This window comes from Photobacterium lucens (genome assembly GCF_009873615.1).
Lineage (GTDB): Bacteria > Pseudomonadota > Gammaproteobacteria > Enterobacterales > Vibrionaceae > Photobacterium > Photobacterium lucens.
In genome coordinates, this window is record NZ_SSMG01000397.1 from 1 (window position 1) to 15,300 (window position 15,300).

General features: G+C 39.6%; 16 protein-coding genes. 7 read left to right on the forward strand and 9 right to left on the reverse strand.

The window, feature by feature from the left end; genetic code table 11:
- Positions 1-66: 66 nt before the first annotated feature.
- Together E5A76_RS16435 and E5A76_RS16440 are read left to right on the forward strand one after the other, a co-directional pair.
- Positions 67-1,179 carry an HD-GYP domain-containing protein gene (locus E5A76_RS16435; RefSeq protein WP_161119580.1) on the forward strand — a complete coding sequence of 371 codons (1,113 nt, stop codon included), beginning with the start codon at positions 67-69 and terminating at the stop codon, positions 1,177-1,179.
- A gap of 191 nt (positions 1,180-1,370) precedes the next feature.
- Positions 1,371-2,003 (forward strand): hypothetical protein, encoded by a 633-nt coding sequence (locus E5A76_RS16440; protein WP_053988873.1) that lies wholly within the window; start codon positions 1,371-1,373, stop codon positions 2,001-2,003.
- 58 nt (positions 2,004-2,061) lie between these two features.
- On the opposite strand, the gene E5A76_RS16445 is transcribed toward E5A76_RS16440, so the two are convergent.
- Together E5A76_RS16445 and E5A76_RS16450 are read right to left on the reverse strand one after the other, a co-directional pair.
- Positions 2,062-2,676: a DUF1294 domain-containing protein gene (locus E5A76_RS16445; protein ID WP_161119581.1), complete on the reverse strand. Its 615-nt coding sequence runs from the start codon at positions 2,674-2,676 to the stop codon at positions 2,062-2,064.
- 32 nt (positions 2,677-2,708) lie between these two features.
- Positions 2,709-3,362: a DNA-methyltransferase gene (locus E5A76_RS16450; RefSeq protein WP_023934443.1), complete on the reverse strand. Its 654-nt coding sequence runs from the start codon at positions 3,360-3,362 to the stop codon at positions 2,709-2,711.
- Positions 3,363-3,524: 162 nt separating this feature from the next.
- On the opposite strand from E5A76_RS16450, the gene E5A76_RS16455 reads away from it, so the two are divergent.
- Together E5A76_RS16455 and E5A76_RS16460 are read left to right on the forward strand one after the other, a co-directional pair.
- Positions 3,525-4,370 carry a patatin-like phospholipase family protein gene (locus E5A76_RS16455; RefSeq protein WP_107165598.1) on the forward strand — a complete coding sequence of 282 codons (846 nt, stop codon included), beginning with the start codon at positions 3,525-3,527 and terminating at the stop codon, positions 4,368-4,370.
- An 82-nt stretch (positions 4,371-4,452) separates the two neighbouring features.
- On the forward strand, positions 4,453-4,947 hold the full coding sequence (locus E5A76_RS16460; RefSeq protein WP_053988870.1) for a peptidylprolyl isomerase: 495 nt from the start codon (positions 4,453-4,455) through the stop codon (positions 4,945-4,947).
- Positions 4,948-5,044: 97 nt separating this feature from the next.
- Here E5A76_RS16460 and E5A76_RS16465 read toward each other — a convergent pair whose 3' ends face one another.
- The gene (locus E5A76_RS16465) at positions 5,045-5,746 is read right to left on the reverse strand and encodes a DNA alkylation repair protein (RefSeq protein WP_161119582.1); all 702 of its coding nucleotides are present in this window, start codon (positions 5,744-5,746) and stop codon (positions 5,045-5,047) included.
- Positions 5,747-6,237: 491 nt separating this feature from the next.
- Here E5A76_RS16465 and E5A76_RS16470 point away from each other — a divergent pair, with 491 nt between their 5' ends.
- The 3 genes from E5A76_RS16470 to E5A76_RS16480 all read left to right on the forward strand — a co-directional run bounded on the left by E5A76_RS16470 (position 6,238) and on the right by E5A76_RS16480 (position 10,585).
- Complete coding sequence (locus E5A76_RS16470) at positions 6,238-7,668, forward strand: sodium-dependent transporter (protein ID WP_081001698.1); 1,431 nt, start codon at positions 6,238-6,240, stop codon at positions 7,666-7,668.
- A gap of 154 nt (positions 7,669-7,822) precedes the next feature.
- On the forward strand, positions 7,823-8,440 hold the full coding sequence (locus E5A76_RS16475; RefSeq protein ID WP_053988867.1) for a DUF3157 family protein: 618 nt from the start codon (positions 7,823-7,825) through the stop codon (positions 8,438-8,440).
- 291 nt (positions 8,441-8,731) lie between these two features.
- A complete protein-coding gene (locus E5A76_RS16480) occupies positions 8,732-10,585 on the forward strand; it encodes an ABC transporter ATP-binding protein (protein WP_161119583.1) in 1,854 nt (617 codons plus the stop codon).
- An 87-nt stretch (positions 10,586-10,672) separates the two neighbouring features.
- Here E5A76_RS16480 and E5A76_RS16485 read toward each other — a convergent pair whose 3' ends face one another.
- From E5A76_RS16485 to E5A76_RS16505, 6 genes are all read right to left on the reverse strand, one after another.
- Positions 10,673-11,236 carry a sugar O-acetyltransferase gene (locus E5A76_RS16485; RefSeq protein ID WP_161119588.1) on the reverse strand — a complete coding sequence of 188 codons (564 nt, stop codon included), beginning with the start codon at positions 11,234-11,236 and terminating at the stop codon, positions 10,673-10,675.
- A gap of 172 nt (positions 11,237-11,408) precedes the next feature.
- Complete coding sequence (locus tag E5A76_RS20430; protein WP_187695670.1) at positions 11,409-12,623, reverse strand: hypothetical protein; 1,215 nt, start codon at positions 12,621-12,623, stop codon at positions 11,409-11,411.
- Between the two features lie 196 nt (positions 12,624-12,819).
- On the reverse strand, positions 12,820-13,701 hold the full coding sequence (locus E5A76_RS16490) for an NAD-dependent epimerase/dehydratase family protein (RefSeq protein WP_161119584.1): 882 nt from the start codon (positions 13,699-13,701) through the stop codon (positions 12,820-12,822).
- A 53-nt stretch (positions 13,702-13,754) separates the two neighbouring features.
- Positions 13,755-14,162, reverse strand: a complete 408-nt coding sequence (locus E5A76_RS16495) for a hypothetical protein (protein WP_161119585.1) — start codon at positions 14,160-14,162, stop codon at positions 13,755-13,757.
- Complete coding sequence (locus tag E5A76_RS16500; protein ID WP_161119586.1) at positions 14,141-14,557, reverse strand: DNA-binding protein; 417 nt, start codon at positions 14,555-14,557, stop codon at positions 14,141-14,143. Before E5A76_RS16500 ends, E5A76_RS16495 begins: the two co-directional genes overlap by 22 nt.
- Positions 14,558-14,670: 113 nt before the next feature.
- On the reverse strand, positions 14,671-15,300 hold a 630-nt coding region (locus E5A76_RS16505; protein ID WP_262383670.1), incomplete at its 5' end, for a hypothetical protein.

Genomic DNA, 15,300 nt, shown 5'->3' on the forward strand with positions numbered 1-15,300 from the left:
ATACAAGATCCATCACCGACCTCAATATGAGCAAAGGAGCATATTAATACAGGGAGGTTATAAAAAATGGTATTAAACATCAGTGATAATTTAACACTAAGGCAAAAGCTCGACCACCTTAATACGCTGATCCAAGACTGGTATCCTGATTATGTCGGCTTTGCGATTGCTATGTTAGACAATGATAATAACTTGTATTCGGTTTATCGCAGCCAAGGTTATGGGGCTAAGTTTCCTGATTTTATTGAAGCTATTCATAAATCATCAAGACTTTCCACACTAAGAGAGAAACGCTCTCCTGACATTATTGATGATATGACCTGCCACTTACCCTCAATCAGGCATATTCATCAAACATTGATCAGGAAATCTTGTTTATCAAGTATGGCTACGCCTATTTATAATAAGAACGATGAGTTCGTTGGGATTATGTTTATAAACGCTCGTATTCCCTACTTCTTCAGCCAAAATCTCAACTTTTTTAATACAATTTCGATTATTGCCTCACTCTTTATTAACGATGATCTCAATGTGAAGCGTTCCTTTCACAATATAATTAAAACCATCTTACTGATCAGCCACCACAAAGATCCTGAAACCCAAAATCACTTAAAGCGAGTCGCTGAATACAGCCGCTTAATTGCACTCTATCTTGGTAGAAAAAAACGCTGTAGCGGTGATTTTATTGATGCGGTTTATCACTATGCCGATATGCATGATATTGGTAAGTATATGATCCCTGATGAAATTCTATTTTCTACTAAGATTTATACGCCAGAAGAGCGGCAGATCATGAATGAGCATCCAGAGCTTGGCTATCAGCTTATTTTAAAAACCTTACAACAATGGGGTGGGCTCACTGATGATAATTTAAAAATCATTCTCAATATTATTAGGCATCATCATGAGCGCTTTGACGGTGAAGGATTCCCACTAAAGCTTAAAGGCGAAGATATTCCTTTAGAAGCCCGTATAGTCACCGTTGCTGATGTCACTGACGCCCTACTCAGCTACCGCCCTTATAAGAAGCCATGGCCTGTAAGTGATGTTATCAACTATTTGCAAGATGGCAGTGGTAAACAATTTGATCCTCTTTGCGTTGAAGCAATCACTAAAAACATCACAAAAGCGACGTTAATTCAAAATAAATACCCAGATCATCTCACTGATGAAGGCTAATGATAAGCAAAATCACATTAAGGATTGAGTTATGAATGTAAGCTAAATGTCATGAAAATCGCCAAAAACAGCCATTAAAGTCATCTCTTTGTTAAAACCAAACCATTCACGCCATGAATGCTTGTTTGTGCTTTGTTCATAATCTAACATCCGCTGCAACATTTATTCATATATTGAAAAAAGGGTCTTGCATGAAGAAGTTATGTTTAGCAGCAATGGTAGCTACAGTACTTGTTGGTTGTAACGCTGGTGATGAAGTTGTAGAGCATGGTGGCATCGATATTAATAATATGAGCCAAGCGGATCTACAAGGCTACGCTGACGTGACAGCTGACGCAGTGACTGTTGTTGCTCGCGCTGCACAAGACTGTGCGACAGGCCTTGCAGTAGGTAATACTAATCAATGTGATATCCCTGAATTTCAAGGCAACATCGATATTGCCGTAGCTAAAGGTAGTGTGAAAGTAGAACGCCAACAAAACGAAATCATTATCCACACACCGACAGCAATGCAGTTCACTACTCATAACGCTATCACCAATGGCGAAGTGATCACTTTAAGCTTTAACAGCACAACAGATGATGATTACATCATGACAATGAATGACTACGGTCAGATCATGTTTAAAGGTATGTTGATTAATACTGCTGAAAGTAATGCTAAATACTGGTCTACAGAAGCGAAAGCACCATTTACTTACCAATACGATGCAAATACTGTTCACCCATACCTAACAAAAGGTAACGGTGTTATCACAGGTAGAGATAACCAGCACTTTAACTGGTATGCAGACGATGAAGGTCACATTTCAGTAGCACGTTAATCCTAACGTATGAATAAAAAAATAGCCCAGCTCTTATCAAGCTGGGCTATTTTATTGATTAAATTAACTGAAGCACTTGTTTAATCATTGCCATTCCTTCAGGAGTGAACGACAAAATAAACGCTGCACAGTTAACAATAATGGTTAACCATAAAATCGCTTTAAATGGCTGTTTTTGCGATTTATGACGTAGAATTTTTTGCGCCCATAATGCACCAGGCCAACCGCCAATTAATGCTAATAAATGCAGTGTTGCCTCTTTGGTTCGCCACTTATCAGCTTGTGCTGCACGTTTATCATGAGCATACACAGCAAAGGTCACCACACTTAATACTAAATACGCCACCAGCACTTGGTATGGGCACTGAAATAGCACTACTGACAAAGCAACAAAGCCTAAGAAGATCACGCTGAACCACTGTGCTTTTGAAAATGGTGCGGTGTACTTATCTAATCCTGAATGAGCATTTACAAACGCAACATTACTTGCAGATAAACGCCCTTTGCTATCAGTACCCAGTTTAAAGTTTACTGGTTCTTGGATACGTGGACGACTTTGCTTATCAGCTAATGCTGAAACGTGAAAAAAAACATCATCACCGCCATTGTCTGGCGCAATAAATCCAAAGCCTTTTTGCTGATTCCAGCTAATTATTTTTCCCTTTTGGGTCATGTCTGTTCCTAGCTAATCAATATTACTGACCGCTACATGATGCGTTGTGTTAGGTGTTGGTGCGCTGAATCTGAAATATCATTACCCCACGCTTGGCGAGATAACTTTTTCGCAGCAACCAGTGTTGAACCTGAACCAAAGAATGGATCAGCCACCACTTCTCCTTCCACACTGCTTTGTTCAATTAAAATCTCTAGTAGCGGTACGGGTTTTTCTGTTGGATAGCCGCGATATACCCGCTTACATTCCAATACATCTGGAATTGATAAGTTATTGAGTTTTCGTTTCCCTTTTTCGAAAAACAAGATGAATTCATAACGGGCACGATAATGGTATCCCATACCAATCGCGACTTTATCCCACACTATTGGTTTCCAAAATTTGAAACCCACTTGTTCTGCAATCGGCTTAATGTGAAACATGGTTTCTTGATCGCAAAATAAGTAGAAGTGACTATTTTGTTTTAAAACTCGGTAGGCTTGTGTCAACAAAGTTTCAAATCGCTCGTTCGGGAAGATATTAAACCATTGGTTACTCGAACCTTTACTCTGTTTTAAGCGGGTTGTTGTACCAACTGCACGATGCTTTTCCAATGATTCATAAGGTGGATCTGTGATCAATAAATCAATACTTTGATCGGGTAAAGAAGATAACCACTCAACCGCATCTTGTTGGAATAACTGCATCGAAAAACCTAACTAACCAATGAAATATGTAAATAGCGAGCCATATCATACGTCAAATTATCTGTTTTCTCATAAATATGTGATCCTGCGTTCAATCTATTGATATTCTTAAGAGTAATATCTATAAATTCCACATAAGAATAATCAACATAGGAAATAGTAATGAGTAAACGCGCTTTAGTTGTCGAGGGTGGTGCAATGCGTGGTATTTTCGCCACGGGGGTTTTAGATGCCTTTATCGAACGAGAATATAACCCTTTTGACTTTACCATCGGCGTATCAGCAGGCTCGGTTGTTCTTATGGGATACCTTTGTGAAAGCTATCAACGTAACTACAAAGTGATCACCGAATATGCTCGCAGCAAGGAATTTATTAATTACAAACGCTTTGTTAAAGGCGGCAATCTCATTGATATTGATTGGCTGTGGAATACCAGTATTAACAACTTGCCGTTAGAGATCCAAAAATACGAAAACCGTAACGTACCACTTTATGCAACGACGACTGTGGTTGATACGGGCGAGCCTTCTTATGTTGAAGTCACACGTCATAATTTAGACGAAGTGATGACGGCAACATGTGCCCTACCTATTATTTACCGTCAGTTTCCACAAATAGATGGTATTGCAATGAGTGATGGCGGTATTGCCGATCCTATTCCAGTGATTGAGGCCTATAACAAAGGGGCGCGTGATATTACGGTGATCCTGTCTCATGCTCAGGGCTTGTTTGCAAAAAATCGTCAAGTGCCTTGGCTTACTCGTCGCTTGTTTAGAACTAACCCTGTATTTGGACAAGAGTTTCTCACCAAGGAATCACGTTACAATAAGGCGTTATATTTTATTCATAACCCACCGAAAGATTGCAAAATCACGGCGATTGCTCCCGACAAAACTTTTGTGATCAAAAGGCTCACTAAAGACTTAGAAAAACTGGATCAAGGCTATCAGCAAGGACGTAACGCAGGGCTTAAATTAGTCGATAATGATCCTAGCTTTAAGGGCTAGTCATTATTTATTCATTATCACTACTAAAAAAATAACAATTACGTATACTGCCGTCTTCACTTAACACCACGGTTAGTTTTACATGATTATTTTTACGACCAATGTTGGCGATATCACCATTGAGCTTAATAAACAAAAAGCTCCTGTTACTGCAAAGAACTTTTTGAAATATTGCCAAGATGGTTTTTATGAAGGAACGATTTTTCATCGCGTGATCAAAGGCTTTATGATCCAAGGTGGTGGTTACACCGCTAACATGAAAGAAAAGCCAACACGTGCGCCTATCGTGAATGAAGCTAACCGTGGGTTAAAAAACGTAATTGGTTCGATTGCAATGGCAAGAACAGATGCCCCCCATTCTGCCACTGCTGAATTTTTTATTAATGTCGCCGATAACGATTTTCTCAACCACACAGCAACAACAAATGCTGGTTGGGGATACGCGGTGTTTGGTCAAGTGACTGCTGGTATGGATGTGGTTAATAAAATCGCCAAAGTGAAAACAACCTCTATCCGTGACTATGAAGATGTGCCTAAAGAGCCAATCGTGATAGAGAAAGTGACTATTCTTGATTAAGCGTTTAACGCTATACAACCAACACAAAAAAAGCCCGCCTCTTTTGCTCTTAATAATAGAGCTCAGATTCGGGCTTTTTTACGGCGTCTTTGACTAACTATTCGCTATCAACCGATAACACCATCGACACTTTTCTAGCTTCACGTCTAGCTTGTGATTGTAAACGTGAAAAGTGGGTTTTAATAAATTGGTCGACAAACGGAAAATCCGTTTCACTGTAGTTACGTAGTGCTAAGCCAATCGCTTGTTGCACTTCATATTCACTGTCATCAGCAAGGTGCAAGATGGTGTCACATAACAGATCTACATTGGTCTCAGTTTGATGATTCATTTGCGCTAATAACGCTGCGCGTCTTAACCATTTATTATCAGAGTCTCGCCAAGCAATCACATCTGATTCAAATTGACGATGTTGCTTCAGTACAGGGCTGATCAAGTTTGTTACTAAACGATCGCCTACATCTACACCGTCAACTGTTTCTAACATTTCACTATAAATAGGCCATGCCTGTTCATTAATAAACGACTGATAATACTCGCCTGCATCCAATGCAAGATAACGCTCTTCACGATATACCCCCGACCACAACCAAAGCAGTAATCGATGATAATTATCAGCTGTATCAATCGTAGTATGAGCCACTGCCAATTGAAAAATGTCGTGTCGTTGTTCTGTGCTTATCCCATAACAAGGCTGTTTAACACTAAGAGAAGACTGCATCTGTGCTGCAACAGTTTTATTAGCCGATTGCGCTAAATGCTGCTGCATATAGATGACCATGGGTATAACAAATGACATGATGGAAACATTTCCTTTTGCGTAGTGTGGTCGCGATATTACAACTACACATTGTTACGAAGTAACTGATTTATATTTATATATATTTATTATTCTAGCGAAACCAAATGGAGTGCTGTTTATTGAACTGTTTCATATTAGCAGAGAAAGCACAATAAATTTATAAACATAGCCCTGTGAACATTGGCATTGTGCTGCTGTCTTTCTGTCCACTTGCCACCTTGAACAATGTACAAAACCTCCGTTCTGTAAACATCAATTCACAAAAACGTAATTTTTCGCATAAATCGTACTTTTACAACCATTAGCTATTTGCAATCAGAACAATGCGTGATAGAAATGTTAAATATGTAAACACAAACAGGCTAAATAACTTAATAAGTAACGATTCATGGTTAAACATAAGCAATCACACACTTAGTAAATGGTTATTAAGCCAACAATATTTATAACAATTAAGATTTAACATTAAATAGCTAACAGGATGTTTTATGGACGTAAATAGTTCAACTAGCCCAAGCCGAGGAAACTGGAGTTCCAAAGTCGGCTTTGTGATGGCAGCAGCAGGATCTGCTGTTGGTCTTGGTAACATTTGGAAGTTCCCTTATACCGCAGGTGAAAATGGTGGTGGTGCATTCGTTGCCATTTACCTACTTTTCGTTATTTTTATTGGTTTTAGCGTGATGCTGACCGAATTTGCTGTTGGTCGTAAAACAGGTTTATCAGCCGTTGGCGCATTTAAAACTACAGATCGTCGTTGGACCTTTGTCGGTATCATCGGGGTATTAAGCGGCTTACTAATCATGGGCTTCTACCCTGTTGTTGGTGGCTGGGCAATTGCTTATATCTACAAAATCTCTACTGGTCTATTAAGCCAACCTGCAGCTATTGGGGATAGCTTTGGTGGCTTTATTGCAGATCCAATGCAGCCACTATTCTGGATGGGACTTTACCTTTTACTGAATATTTTTGTCGTTATCCGTGGTGTCTCTGGTGGTATTGAAAAAGCAGGTAAAATCTTAATGCCACTGCTTTTCATTATCTTGATTATTGTATCTATTAAAGGCTTAACCCTACCGGGTGCAATGGCAGGTATTGAGTTCCTTTTCAAGCCAGATTTCTCGAAGATCGATAGCTCTGTCGTGCTTGCAGCACTTGGTCAGGCATTCTTCTCACTAAGTCTTGGTATGGGCTGTATGCTAACTTACGGTAGTTACTTACGTAAGAAAGAAAACCTTGTTCAAACCACAGCAATGGTCACAGCAATGGATACCGGTGTTGCGCTACTGGCTGGTATTGCAATGTTCCCGGCGATGTTTGCATTTAGCATGGAACCATCAGCAGGTCCTGGCCTAGTATTCGTGGTTGTTCCTCAACTATTTGCTGAAATGGGTGGCATTGGCTTTATTCTTGCGCTGCTATTCTTCATTGGTTTGAGTGTAGCTGCATTAACATCGTCTGTATCGCTACTTGAAGTAGTTGTCGCTTACTTAATCGATGAGAAAGGCTTTAGCCGTGTAACAGCGGTGATCTCTGCAAGTATTGTAATGGCGCTACTGTGTATCTTGGCATCACTGTCTATCGGTGGTCTTGGTCCTAAGCTGTTTGATACAGGTGCATTTGATGTATTCGACCTATTAACCGATAAGATCTTCCTAGCGGTTGGCGGTATGTTGGTGTGTCTATTTGCAGGCTGGCGTTTAGATCGTAGCGAGCTGAAAAAAGAGATCACTAACGACGGTAAAGTATCATTCCCACTGTTCAACCTATGGTACGCACTGATCAAGTACATCATCCCAGTAGCTATCGCTATTGTTGCAATCTCTGGTGTGAAAGCAGGTTTCGACAGTGATAAGGGCGACATCATGTTACTTGGTTTAGCCATTATTGCGCTGTGTGGTGTGTTCTCTAAGAAACTCTAATCTCGCTAACAAGCTAGAAACCTAGAAAAACAAGGGCTTACTATATGTAAGCCCTTTTTAATTTCTAATAGCAATAATTTATCCAGCTATTATCCATTTAGAGGATAAAGCTGATAAAATCTATTTATCGGATACTTAACACCAAGGATATGAAATGAAAACGACGACTAAACTAGGGCTGCTATTTGTAGCAATAACAAGTGCTCACCCTGTTTGGGCTGCTGATCAAACTATTAAATTGGAAGATGGCCGCCAAGTTGTTCTTCACGATGACTTTACATGGAGCTATTTACAGCAACCAGCCATTGCTTTGTCTACCGACAGTGCAGCTACAAAACCAGCAACTACAATCGAAGCTATTCCAGTGAAATCTGGTCTTAATAGTCAAAGCGCAATCCCTGTAATTACAGCGGCAAAAACGGCAAAAGTTTCATTAACATCACCGAAAAATATTCAGCAAATTAGCGATAGTGGTGTTGATATTCTACTACAAGCACCACGTTACGAAGACGGTGAGCTAATCATCCCAACCATGATGACTAACCAAGGTTCAAAATCCGTTATGTCTGTTGCTTTGCGCGTTACGCTAAACGATGCAGATAACCAAAAACTTGAATCAAAAGACGTTGTATTGTGGCGTTCAATTAAGCGTATGCCTGACACTTACTTCCGAGCAAAAACACAAGAGCATGGCAAAGATATTATTTTCTCAGTACCTAAAATGGATAACTACACCATTCAAGCTGAAGTGATTGATATCGAGCTTTGGTAACAACAATATTCGCGCTTAGGGTATCGAAGCTCTAAGCGTTTAATTATAAAACCAAGTATAACCTTATAAAAATAAACATCTTTTCAACACCATACCTTTTTTATAAAACTCACTTATCACATTGATAGTACTGCATGAAAAACATACAATGCCAAAAATAGCATTTTGTTTATCAGTGCCTTAACGACTATATTAGACTCAGAAAAATCGCTTAAAACCTCCACCTTCATCTGAATTAAATAATTTCGCTAGAACCAAGATAAAGATAATAACCATATTATTAGGTGATCTATGTTTAAACGCTTCGAACGTTTCACTGAAGCTTTTCCTCAGCAAGAGCCAACTCAACCACCCGAAGGGATCTTCGCTTTTTGTCGTCATTATACCCGTGGATTTGAAAAGCCATTGCTCTGTATGGCACTACTCAGTGCGACCGTGGCTATCATTGAAGTGGCCTTATTTGGCTTTATGGGAAAATTAGTCGATTGGCTTGCAGCTAGCGATCCTAAAACCTTTTTAGCAGAAAACAGCACGACATTACTCTGGCTATCATTGGTGATCTTGATTGTCATGCCACTGCTGGTGTTAGTTTCTTCCCTGCTTTCACACCAAACGTTACTGGGTAACTACCCAATGTCGATCCGTTGGCAAGCTCACCGCTATTTGCTGAAACAAAGCCTGTCTTTTTATCAAGATGACTTTGCCGGACGTATTGCAACCAAAGTCATGCAAACCTCATTAGCGGTACGTGAAACCGTCATGAAAACCGCTGATGTGTTTGTTTATGTGTCGGTTTACTTCACTTCAATGTTAGTGATCTTAGCCCAAGCAGACTGGTTACTTATGCTACCTATGCTTGGCTGGCTGCTTGCTTACATTGGCATTCAGATCCACTACATTCCTCAGTTGAAAAAAGTCGCAGCCGAGCAAGCTGATGCCCGCTCACTCATGACTGGGCGTATTGTGGATAGCTACACCAATATCGCCACGGTGAAATTGTTCTCACACAGTAAGCGTGAAACAGAATATGCCGAGAAAGGCATGCAAGGCTTCTTGGCGACGGTTTATCAACAAATGCGTTTAGTCACAGGCTTTGATGTATGTGTTCAACTGGCGAACTATATCTTGCTATTTAGTATTGCAGCCCTGTCGATTTACCTATGGATGCACGATGCGATTCAAATTGGTGCAATTGCCATTGCAATTAGTTTGGCCTTACGTATCAACGGCATGTCGATGTGGATCATGTGGGAAGTCGGTGCGCTATTTGAAAACATGGGTACTGTGGTTGATGGGATGAAAACCCTATCTAAGCCTGTTGAGATCCAAGATGTACCACAAGCTAAACCACTCGATGTGAAACAAGGTGGTATTGAGTTTGATAACGTCAGCTTTAACTATGGCGAAAACAAAGACGTGATCAATCAATTAAACCTAAATATTAAACCCGGTGAAAAAGTCGGTTTAGTGGGACGTTCAGGCGCAGGTAAATCAACACTGGTTAACCTATTACTGCGTTTCCATAATCTAGAAAACGGTCATATTCGTATTGATGGACAAGACATTGCTCAAGTGACCCAAGATTCGCTACGCAGCAAGATTGGTATGGTGACACAAGATACGTCCCTGCTTCACCGTTCAATTAAAGACAATATTTTGTACGGTGATCCTGACGCTAGCGAAGCACAATTATATGCCGCCACCAAACAAGCACATGCTCATGAATTTATTGAAACCCTGACCGATCCGTTTGGTAATGTGGGCTATGATGCGCAAGTAGGTGAACGTGGTGTGAAGCTTTCTGGCGGTCAACGTCAGCGTATCGCTATTTCACGGGTACTACTGAAAAATGCGCCTATCCTGATCTTAGATGAGGCCACATCTGCGTTAGATTCCGAGGTAGAAGCCGCGATACAAGAAAGCTTAAACGAACTAATGGAAGGTAAAACCGTTATTGCGATTGCTCACCGTTTATCGACCATTGCTGCGATGGATCGTTTAATTGTGCTCGATAAAGGGCAAATTATTGAACAAGGTACACACCAAGAGTTAATCCATAACGGTGGTATCTATGCGCAGCTTTGGGCGCATCAAACCGGTGGATTTATTGGTGAGAAAAACGAGACCGCTGAAACCATTAATTAAGCAATAAACCTTCCCTTGCAATAACGAAGAAAGCCGCTAACTTTTAGCGGCTTTCTTATGCTTACTCAATGTGTTAGATGATCTCATTCATAACTTAGCGCTGATTTCTTTCAAGACTTTCGCAGGGTTACCACCAATAACGACATTGTTTCCAAAACTCTTAGTCACAACGGCACCAGAAGCAACAACCACATTATCACCGAGCGTTACCCCTGGATTAATAACAGCATGACCGCCAATCCAACAGTTATCACCGATAGTAATAGGTTTTGCACATTCTAAACCGCTATTGCGCTCAATAGAATCTAACGGATGTGTTGCTGTATAAATACCAACTTGAGGTGCTAGTAGGCAGTTTTTACCAAATTTCACTTCCGCAACATCTAAGATCACACAGCCAAAGTTTGCATAAAAATTATCACCAACATGAATGTTAGCGCCATAATCACAATTAAAAGAAGATTCTATATAGATATTGTCACCTGTTGTACCAAATAAACGCTTAATTATCTCCACGCGTTTATCCTGACACGCCACAGACGTTGCATTTAACTCTTCCGTTAGCAATCGCGCATTCAACCTTAACTGCACTAATTCGTCATCAGTTGGATCATATAGCTCACCTACTAACATTTTTTCTTTTTCAGACATTAACTTTGGCTCTAAAAGCAAGTGACTCATAATAGAAACCCCTTAGATAAAATGCGCTCGATATCAATAAAAAGAGGCTTAGATGTGTTAAACACCTAAGCCATTCATTCTTTATTTATAAAAACCTCAGTATGACGATTAGACTAAGGTTTTAACGCTTATTTTGTTGTGACTATGGACACGTTACCACATCCCAGAACCACGAATTTGCGCTTGGCGTTTCCCAACTCCCCGGACTGTTCTTTGCTTGATAACAAGTATTGTTATAAGTAACGATATCTCCATTTTCAACCTTAGTTGAACCCGGTATAAACTCAACAGCGGTTGTTGGTGGTAGCGGATCTGTTGGCGGCACAGGCTCTGTCGGTGGTTCAGGATCAGTTGGTGGCGTAGGGTTATCTAGACATTCAACGGCAGTCCAAAACCATGACGTATTGCTTGGGATCTCCCAACTGCCAGGATTATTTTTGGCTTGATAACATTGTCCATCGTACGAATAGATATCACCATTGATGACTTTGGTTTTACCAGGGATAAACTCAACGACTTCTGCAGGCGTTTCGGGATCAGTCGGTATCTCGGGTTCTGTAGGCGGATCAACAACAATTGAATCACTAGGAAGTAGCTGCCAATCATCAAGGTAAGCAGAAAGGTTATCAGTGCGGATACCTATCGTACCCTCTGTTAATAAATCGTTGTTAACAGAAAGTAGTTCAACGCCATCAAGGGAGAGTGTTAATTTATTACCCACAACAGAAAAATGAATGTCATACCATTGACCAGCAGCAAGTTTACCTTCTGTAGTAAGGTATTTTTTAACGCCATTGGTTAATTTGGTTTGAGCAAGAGTGGTATATGCCCCTTGGTATTTAACTTTAATCGTGACATTACCGTCATAACGAATAGAGCCAACATACAAGTCATCTGATGTTTGGTAACGAGCAAACGCATGTAAACCAGACCATGCAGGTATAGAGCCAGAGTTTTGCCATGTTTTAATGTACGCACGATATTGATTAGTGTGGTCGGTGTACTTTATTTCACTGCCATTACTGTCTTTAGCAATCGCCACAACACGAAACACTTTATCGTCCGTCCAACCTAGTTTCCAACTGTCCACATATTTAGCCTGTAAACATCCAGAAGTAACATCAAAATGATCTACAGCGCTTTTATTATTCGAACATTCTAGCTGCTGACCATCGGTATAGTTTGAGAAGTCTTCACCTAACCACTGTAAATTTTCAGATGCAGGACCACTCATATAAGGCCCTTCACTTTCAGGGTATGCATCATAAAATGCAGCAGCCGAGCTACTCACTGTAATTAAACAAAGGCTACCAATGTAGTTAAATATATTTTTAACTCTAAAGTAATTTTTGACCATTTTTGTATCCTTACGTTATGGTTATCTATCCGTTCAGATAATTATTATCAATATCACCTTAGTCACCCCACCAAACAAAATAAATGAACACCAACCATCAATGGCGATAGTAGTGCACTCCATCCCATTACTCGTTGGTTAGATACATCACTAAACTTCAAATATGTGCCGACTGCTCAACACATATCCTTATTTGTTATCTATGGCTTATGATCGGAAGAACCTCAGCACTTTCATTATCGAGCATATTTAATACGCTCTCATAACCATATTTTGGCTGCCAACCGAGTTCTTGTTGTGCCAACATTGAATCATAAACACGATCAAGTGATTGAGGTAAACGCCAACCTCGATTCGCGAAGCTTTCAGCAAGGTCTGGAGCAAACTCTCGTATAATCACATCCGCGTTTTGATACAGCCTTTCACAACATGTTTTGCTAAATGGTGTTTGTCCAGAAATGATATAACGTCTAAATCCCGATAAACGTTTTTCTACAGCACAAGCATGAGCACTGGCAACATCTCGAGCATCAATGCCACGAGTTAAACGATAAACAGCCATTAAGTTTACAGGCTCTGGGAAACAGCGAGACATTTGAAGCACAGTGACAGGTAAATTGAATAAATTAGAGATATTTTTAAGTATCTCTTCTGCCTGAATTTTTGATTTGTGATAAATCGTTTTAGGACTTGGCGTTACTGTTTCATCAACCCAACCCGCTATTCCCTCTGGTGTTGATGCAAAACCGTAAAGGGCTGTCGTACTCGTGAACACAAAATGTTTAATGCCCTTTTTTACACCCAGCAAGGCTAATTGCTCGGTTGCTTTTATATTAATGTCTTCAAATTCATTGTCAGATACCAACCCCACATGAGGGGCATGCAGAGCCGCAGTATGAATAATAACCTCAACACCTTCTAAAGCTTTATTCAATAAAGCTGTATCACGGATATCCCCAACGTAATCAGCGGTTGAACATGGCGTCCTATCTATTCCAACAACTTCATGTTTTTTCATTAAGTTGATGTAGATTGCACGACCTACTCTACCTGCCGTGCCTGTAATTAAAATTTTCAACTTTACTGCCTATTTGAATACACGAAATTATTTTTATCCGTTTAAGCAACTTGTTATGAGTTTGAACGATATATATATGTATCTTCAATAAATATACCGTTTATTGTATTTCGGGAGAAACGAATACCAGATATTCCATCGCCTGTACCAATTGCAAACTTTAAAGTTTGTACTATTTGGTTTTGAGTATTTGAAACTCCAATATCATTCAGTGATATTACGTTTTCAGTATCTTCCGCAAGGAGATTTGCCTCATTAATTTTTTTATAATATTCACGAGGACCAATTGTATCTACTTGAGGTGAAGCAACAATAAACTTCCACACTTGATCTTCAGATAAATAGAACCAAAATGCACTCTTAACGTCTGCGTTATTTTTATCAAGACGAGCAACCAATTCAGCACCAGCTTTCATCATTGAATCGGTAAGTCTTTCAGTTACCAAAATGTCTTTAGCCATGCCAATATTCCTGATTGTGGTTCATTGATAGCGTTGAATAAGTCAACAGCTTTGTTTTCTTCAATAATACACTCATATCTTGAAGTTTCAGACCAATCTTTTGCTACCGCCCAATTTAATTTAAAATCAAGGTCGCTATTTTCCTTTTCTATTAACTTTTGCTTGAGTCCAGCTACACCAAGTAACTCGGTCAATTTGTGAGTATGACTCTTAGTAGCAAGCTGTTTATTTGGAAAGTCATATTGCTGAACTTGCTTTGCAATACAAACTTTAAAAGCACACTCGAGTGAATAGCCCACCAAATAATACGCGCCTTGGAAGTTCCCCGAGTTCAGCAACGCTTGCGCTTCTGAAAGCCTAATCTCTACAAGATTTTCTAAATCTGATTTATTCATAATTATCCTGAAAACTCATAACGACTACTATAAACGGCGCAAAACATACAGCTACACATGAGCGAAGCGAAAATACCGTGTATTTAAAGTCCGATTTAATGGTTTTGTTATGTTCAATCGTACGTTGCGACTAATTCACCAATATTCGGTGGAATAGAAACCCAAACAGATTTATCACTTTTCCAAAATAAACGAAATTCTTTCTGCCAGGAGTCTTCAGTGGATTTTAAAAAATGATCTCGTTGGAATCCCTTGGTATAAGAGCAATCTTTCATGACCCCTTTACTACCAACCTCAGAATCTAAGGCTACTTTAAGTTGATCCATATCTAAAATTTTTACACAAGCTTTCTTGCCCAAGCGTCTAGCTATTTTGGCATCAAACTCGTTACAGAATGATAAAATCAGACCGTCCTCTTTGTAATAACTAGCATTTTTTACATCTGGGATTTTCTTACCGTTAAATGTATTTCCTGTCATAGTGACATTTTTTACATTTTCTAAATATATACCAAATTGGCGGAACGCAGGGATTGGATAAGATGAATCATGAATCAAGTTTTCATCTGGAGTATAAATCCCTTCACGAGACTCGCTCAAGTAACTACTAGCAAGCGAAATAGGGATTTTACCACCATTAATCCATGCCTCTGCCCAGTCAACTTCTGTTAAATATAGATATTTTTCCATAGAACTTCCTTTTGAACATAATAGTATATTAATAAGCACTCTTACTTTTACGCT

Excerpts from the sequence above, each read along its gene's own strand:
- E5A76_RS16495 (WP_161119585.1), bottom strand. The coding sequence starts at position 14,162 with ATGGCTAAAGACATTTTGGTAACTGAAAGACTTACCGATTCAATGATG.
- E5A76_RS16445 (WP_161119581.1), bottom strand. The coding sequence starts at position 2,676 with ATGACCCAAAAGGGAAAAATAATTAGCTGGAATCAGCAAAAAGGCTTT.
- E5A76_RS16455 (WP_107165598.1), top strand. The coding sequence starts at position 3,525 with ATGAGTAAACGCGCTTTAGTTGTCGAGGGTGGTGCAATGCGTGGTATT.
- E5A76_RS16465 (WP_161119582.1), bottom strand. The coding sequence starts at position 5,746 with ATGTCATTTGTTATACCCATGGTCATCTATATGCAGCAGCATTTAGCG.
- E5A76_RS16485 (WP_161119588.1), bottom strand. The coding sequence starts at position 11,236 with ATGTCTGAAAAAGAAAAAATGTTAGTAGGTGAGCTATATGATCCAACT.
- E5A76_RS16500 (WP_161119586.1), bottom strand. The coding sequence starts at position 14,557 with ATGAATAAATCAGATTTAGAAAATCTTGTAGAGATTAGGCTTTCAGAA.
- E5A76_RS16440 (WP_053988873.1), top strand. The coding sequence starts at position 1,371 with ATGAAGAAGTTATGTTTAGCAGCAATGGTAGCTACAGTACTTGTTGGT.
- E5A76_RS16480 (WP_161119583.1), top strand. The coding sequence starts at position 8,732 with ATGTTTAAACGCTTCGAACGTTTCACTGAAGCTTTTCCTCAGCAAGAG.
- E5A76_RS16450 (WP_023934443.1), bottom strand. The coding sequence starts at position 3,362 with ATGCAGTTATTCCAACAAGATGCGGTTGAGTGGTTATCTTCTTTACCC.
- E5A76_RS16470 (WP_081001698.1), top strand. The coding sequence starts at position 6,238 with ATGGACGTAAATAGTTCAACTAGCCCAAGCCGAGGAAACTGGAGTTCC.
- E5A76_RS16460 (WP_053988870.1), top strand. The coding sequence starts at position 4,453 with ATGATTATTTTTACGACCAATGTTGGCGATATCACCATTGAGCTTAAT.
- E5A76_RS16435 (WP_161119580.1), top strand. The coding sequence starts at position 67 with ATGGTATTAAACATCAGTGATAATTTAACACTAAGGCAAAAGCTCGAC.
- E5A76_RS20430 (WP_187695670.1), bottom strand. The coding sequence starts at position 12,623 with ATGGTCAAAAATTACTTTAGAGTTAAAAATATATTTAACTACATTGGT.
- E5A76_RS16475 (WP_053988867.1), top strand. The coding sequence starts at position 7,823 with ATGAAAACGACGACTAAACTAGGGCTGCTATTTGTAGCAATAACAAGT.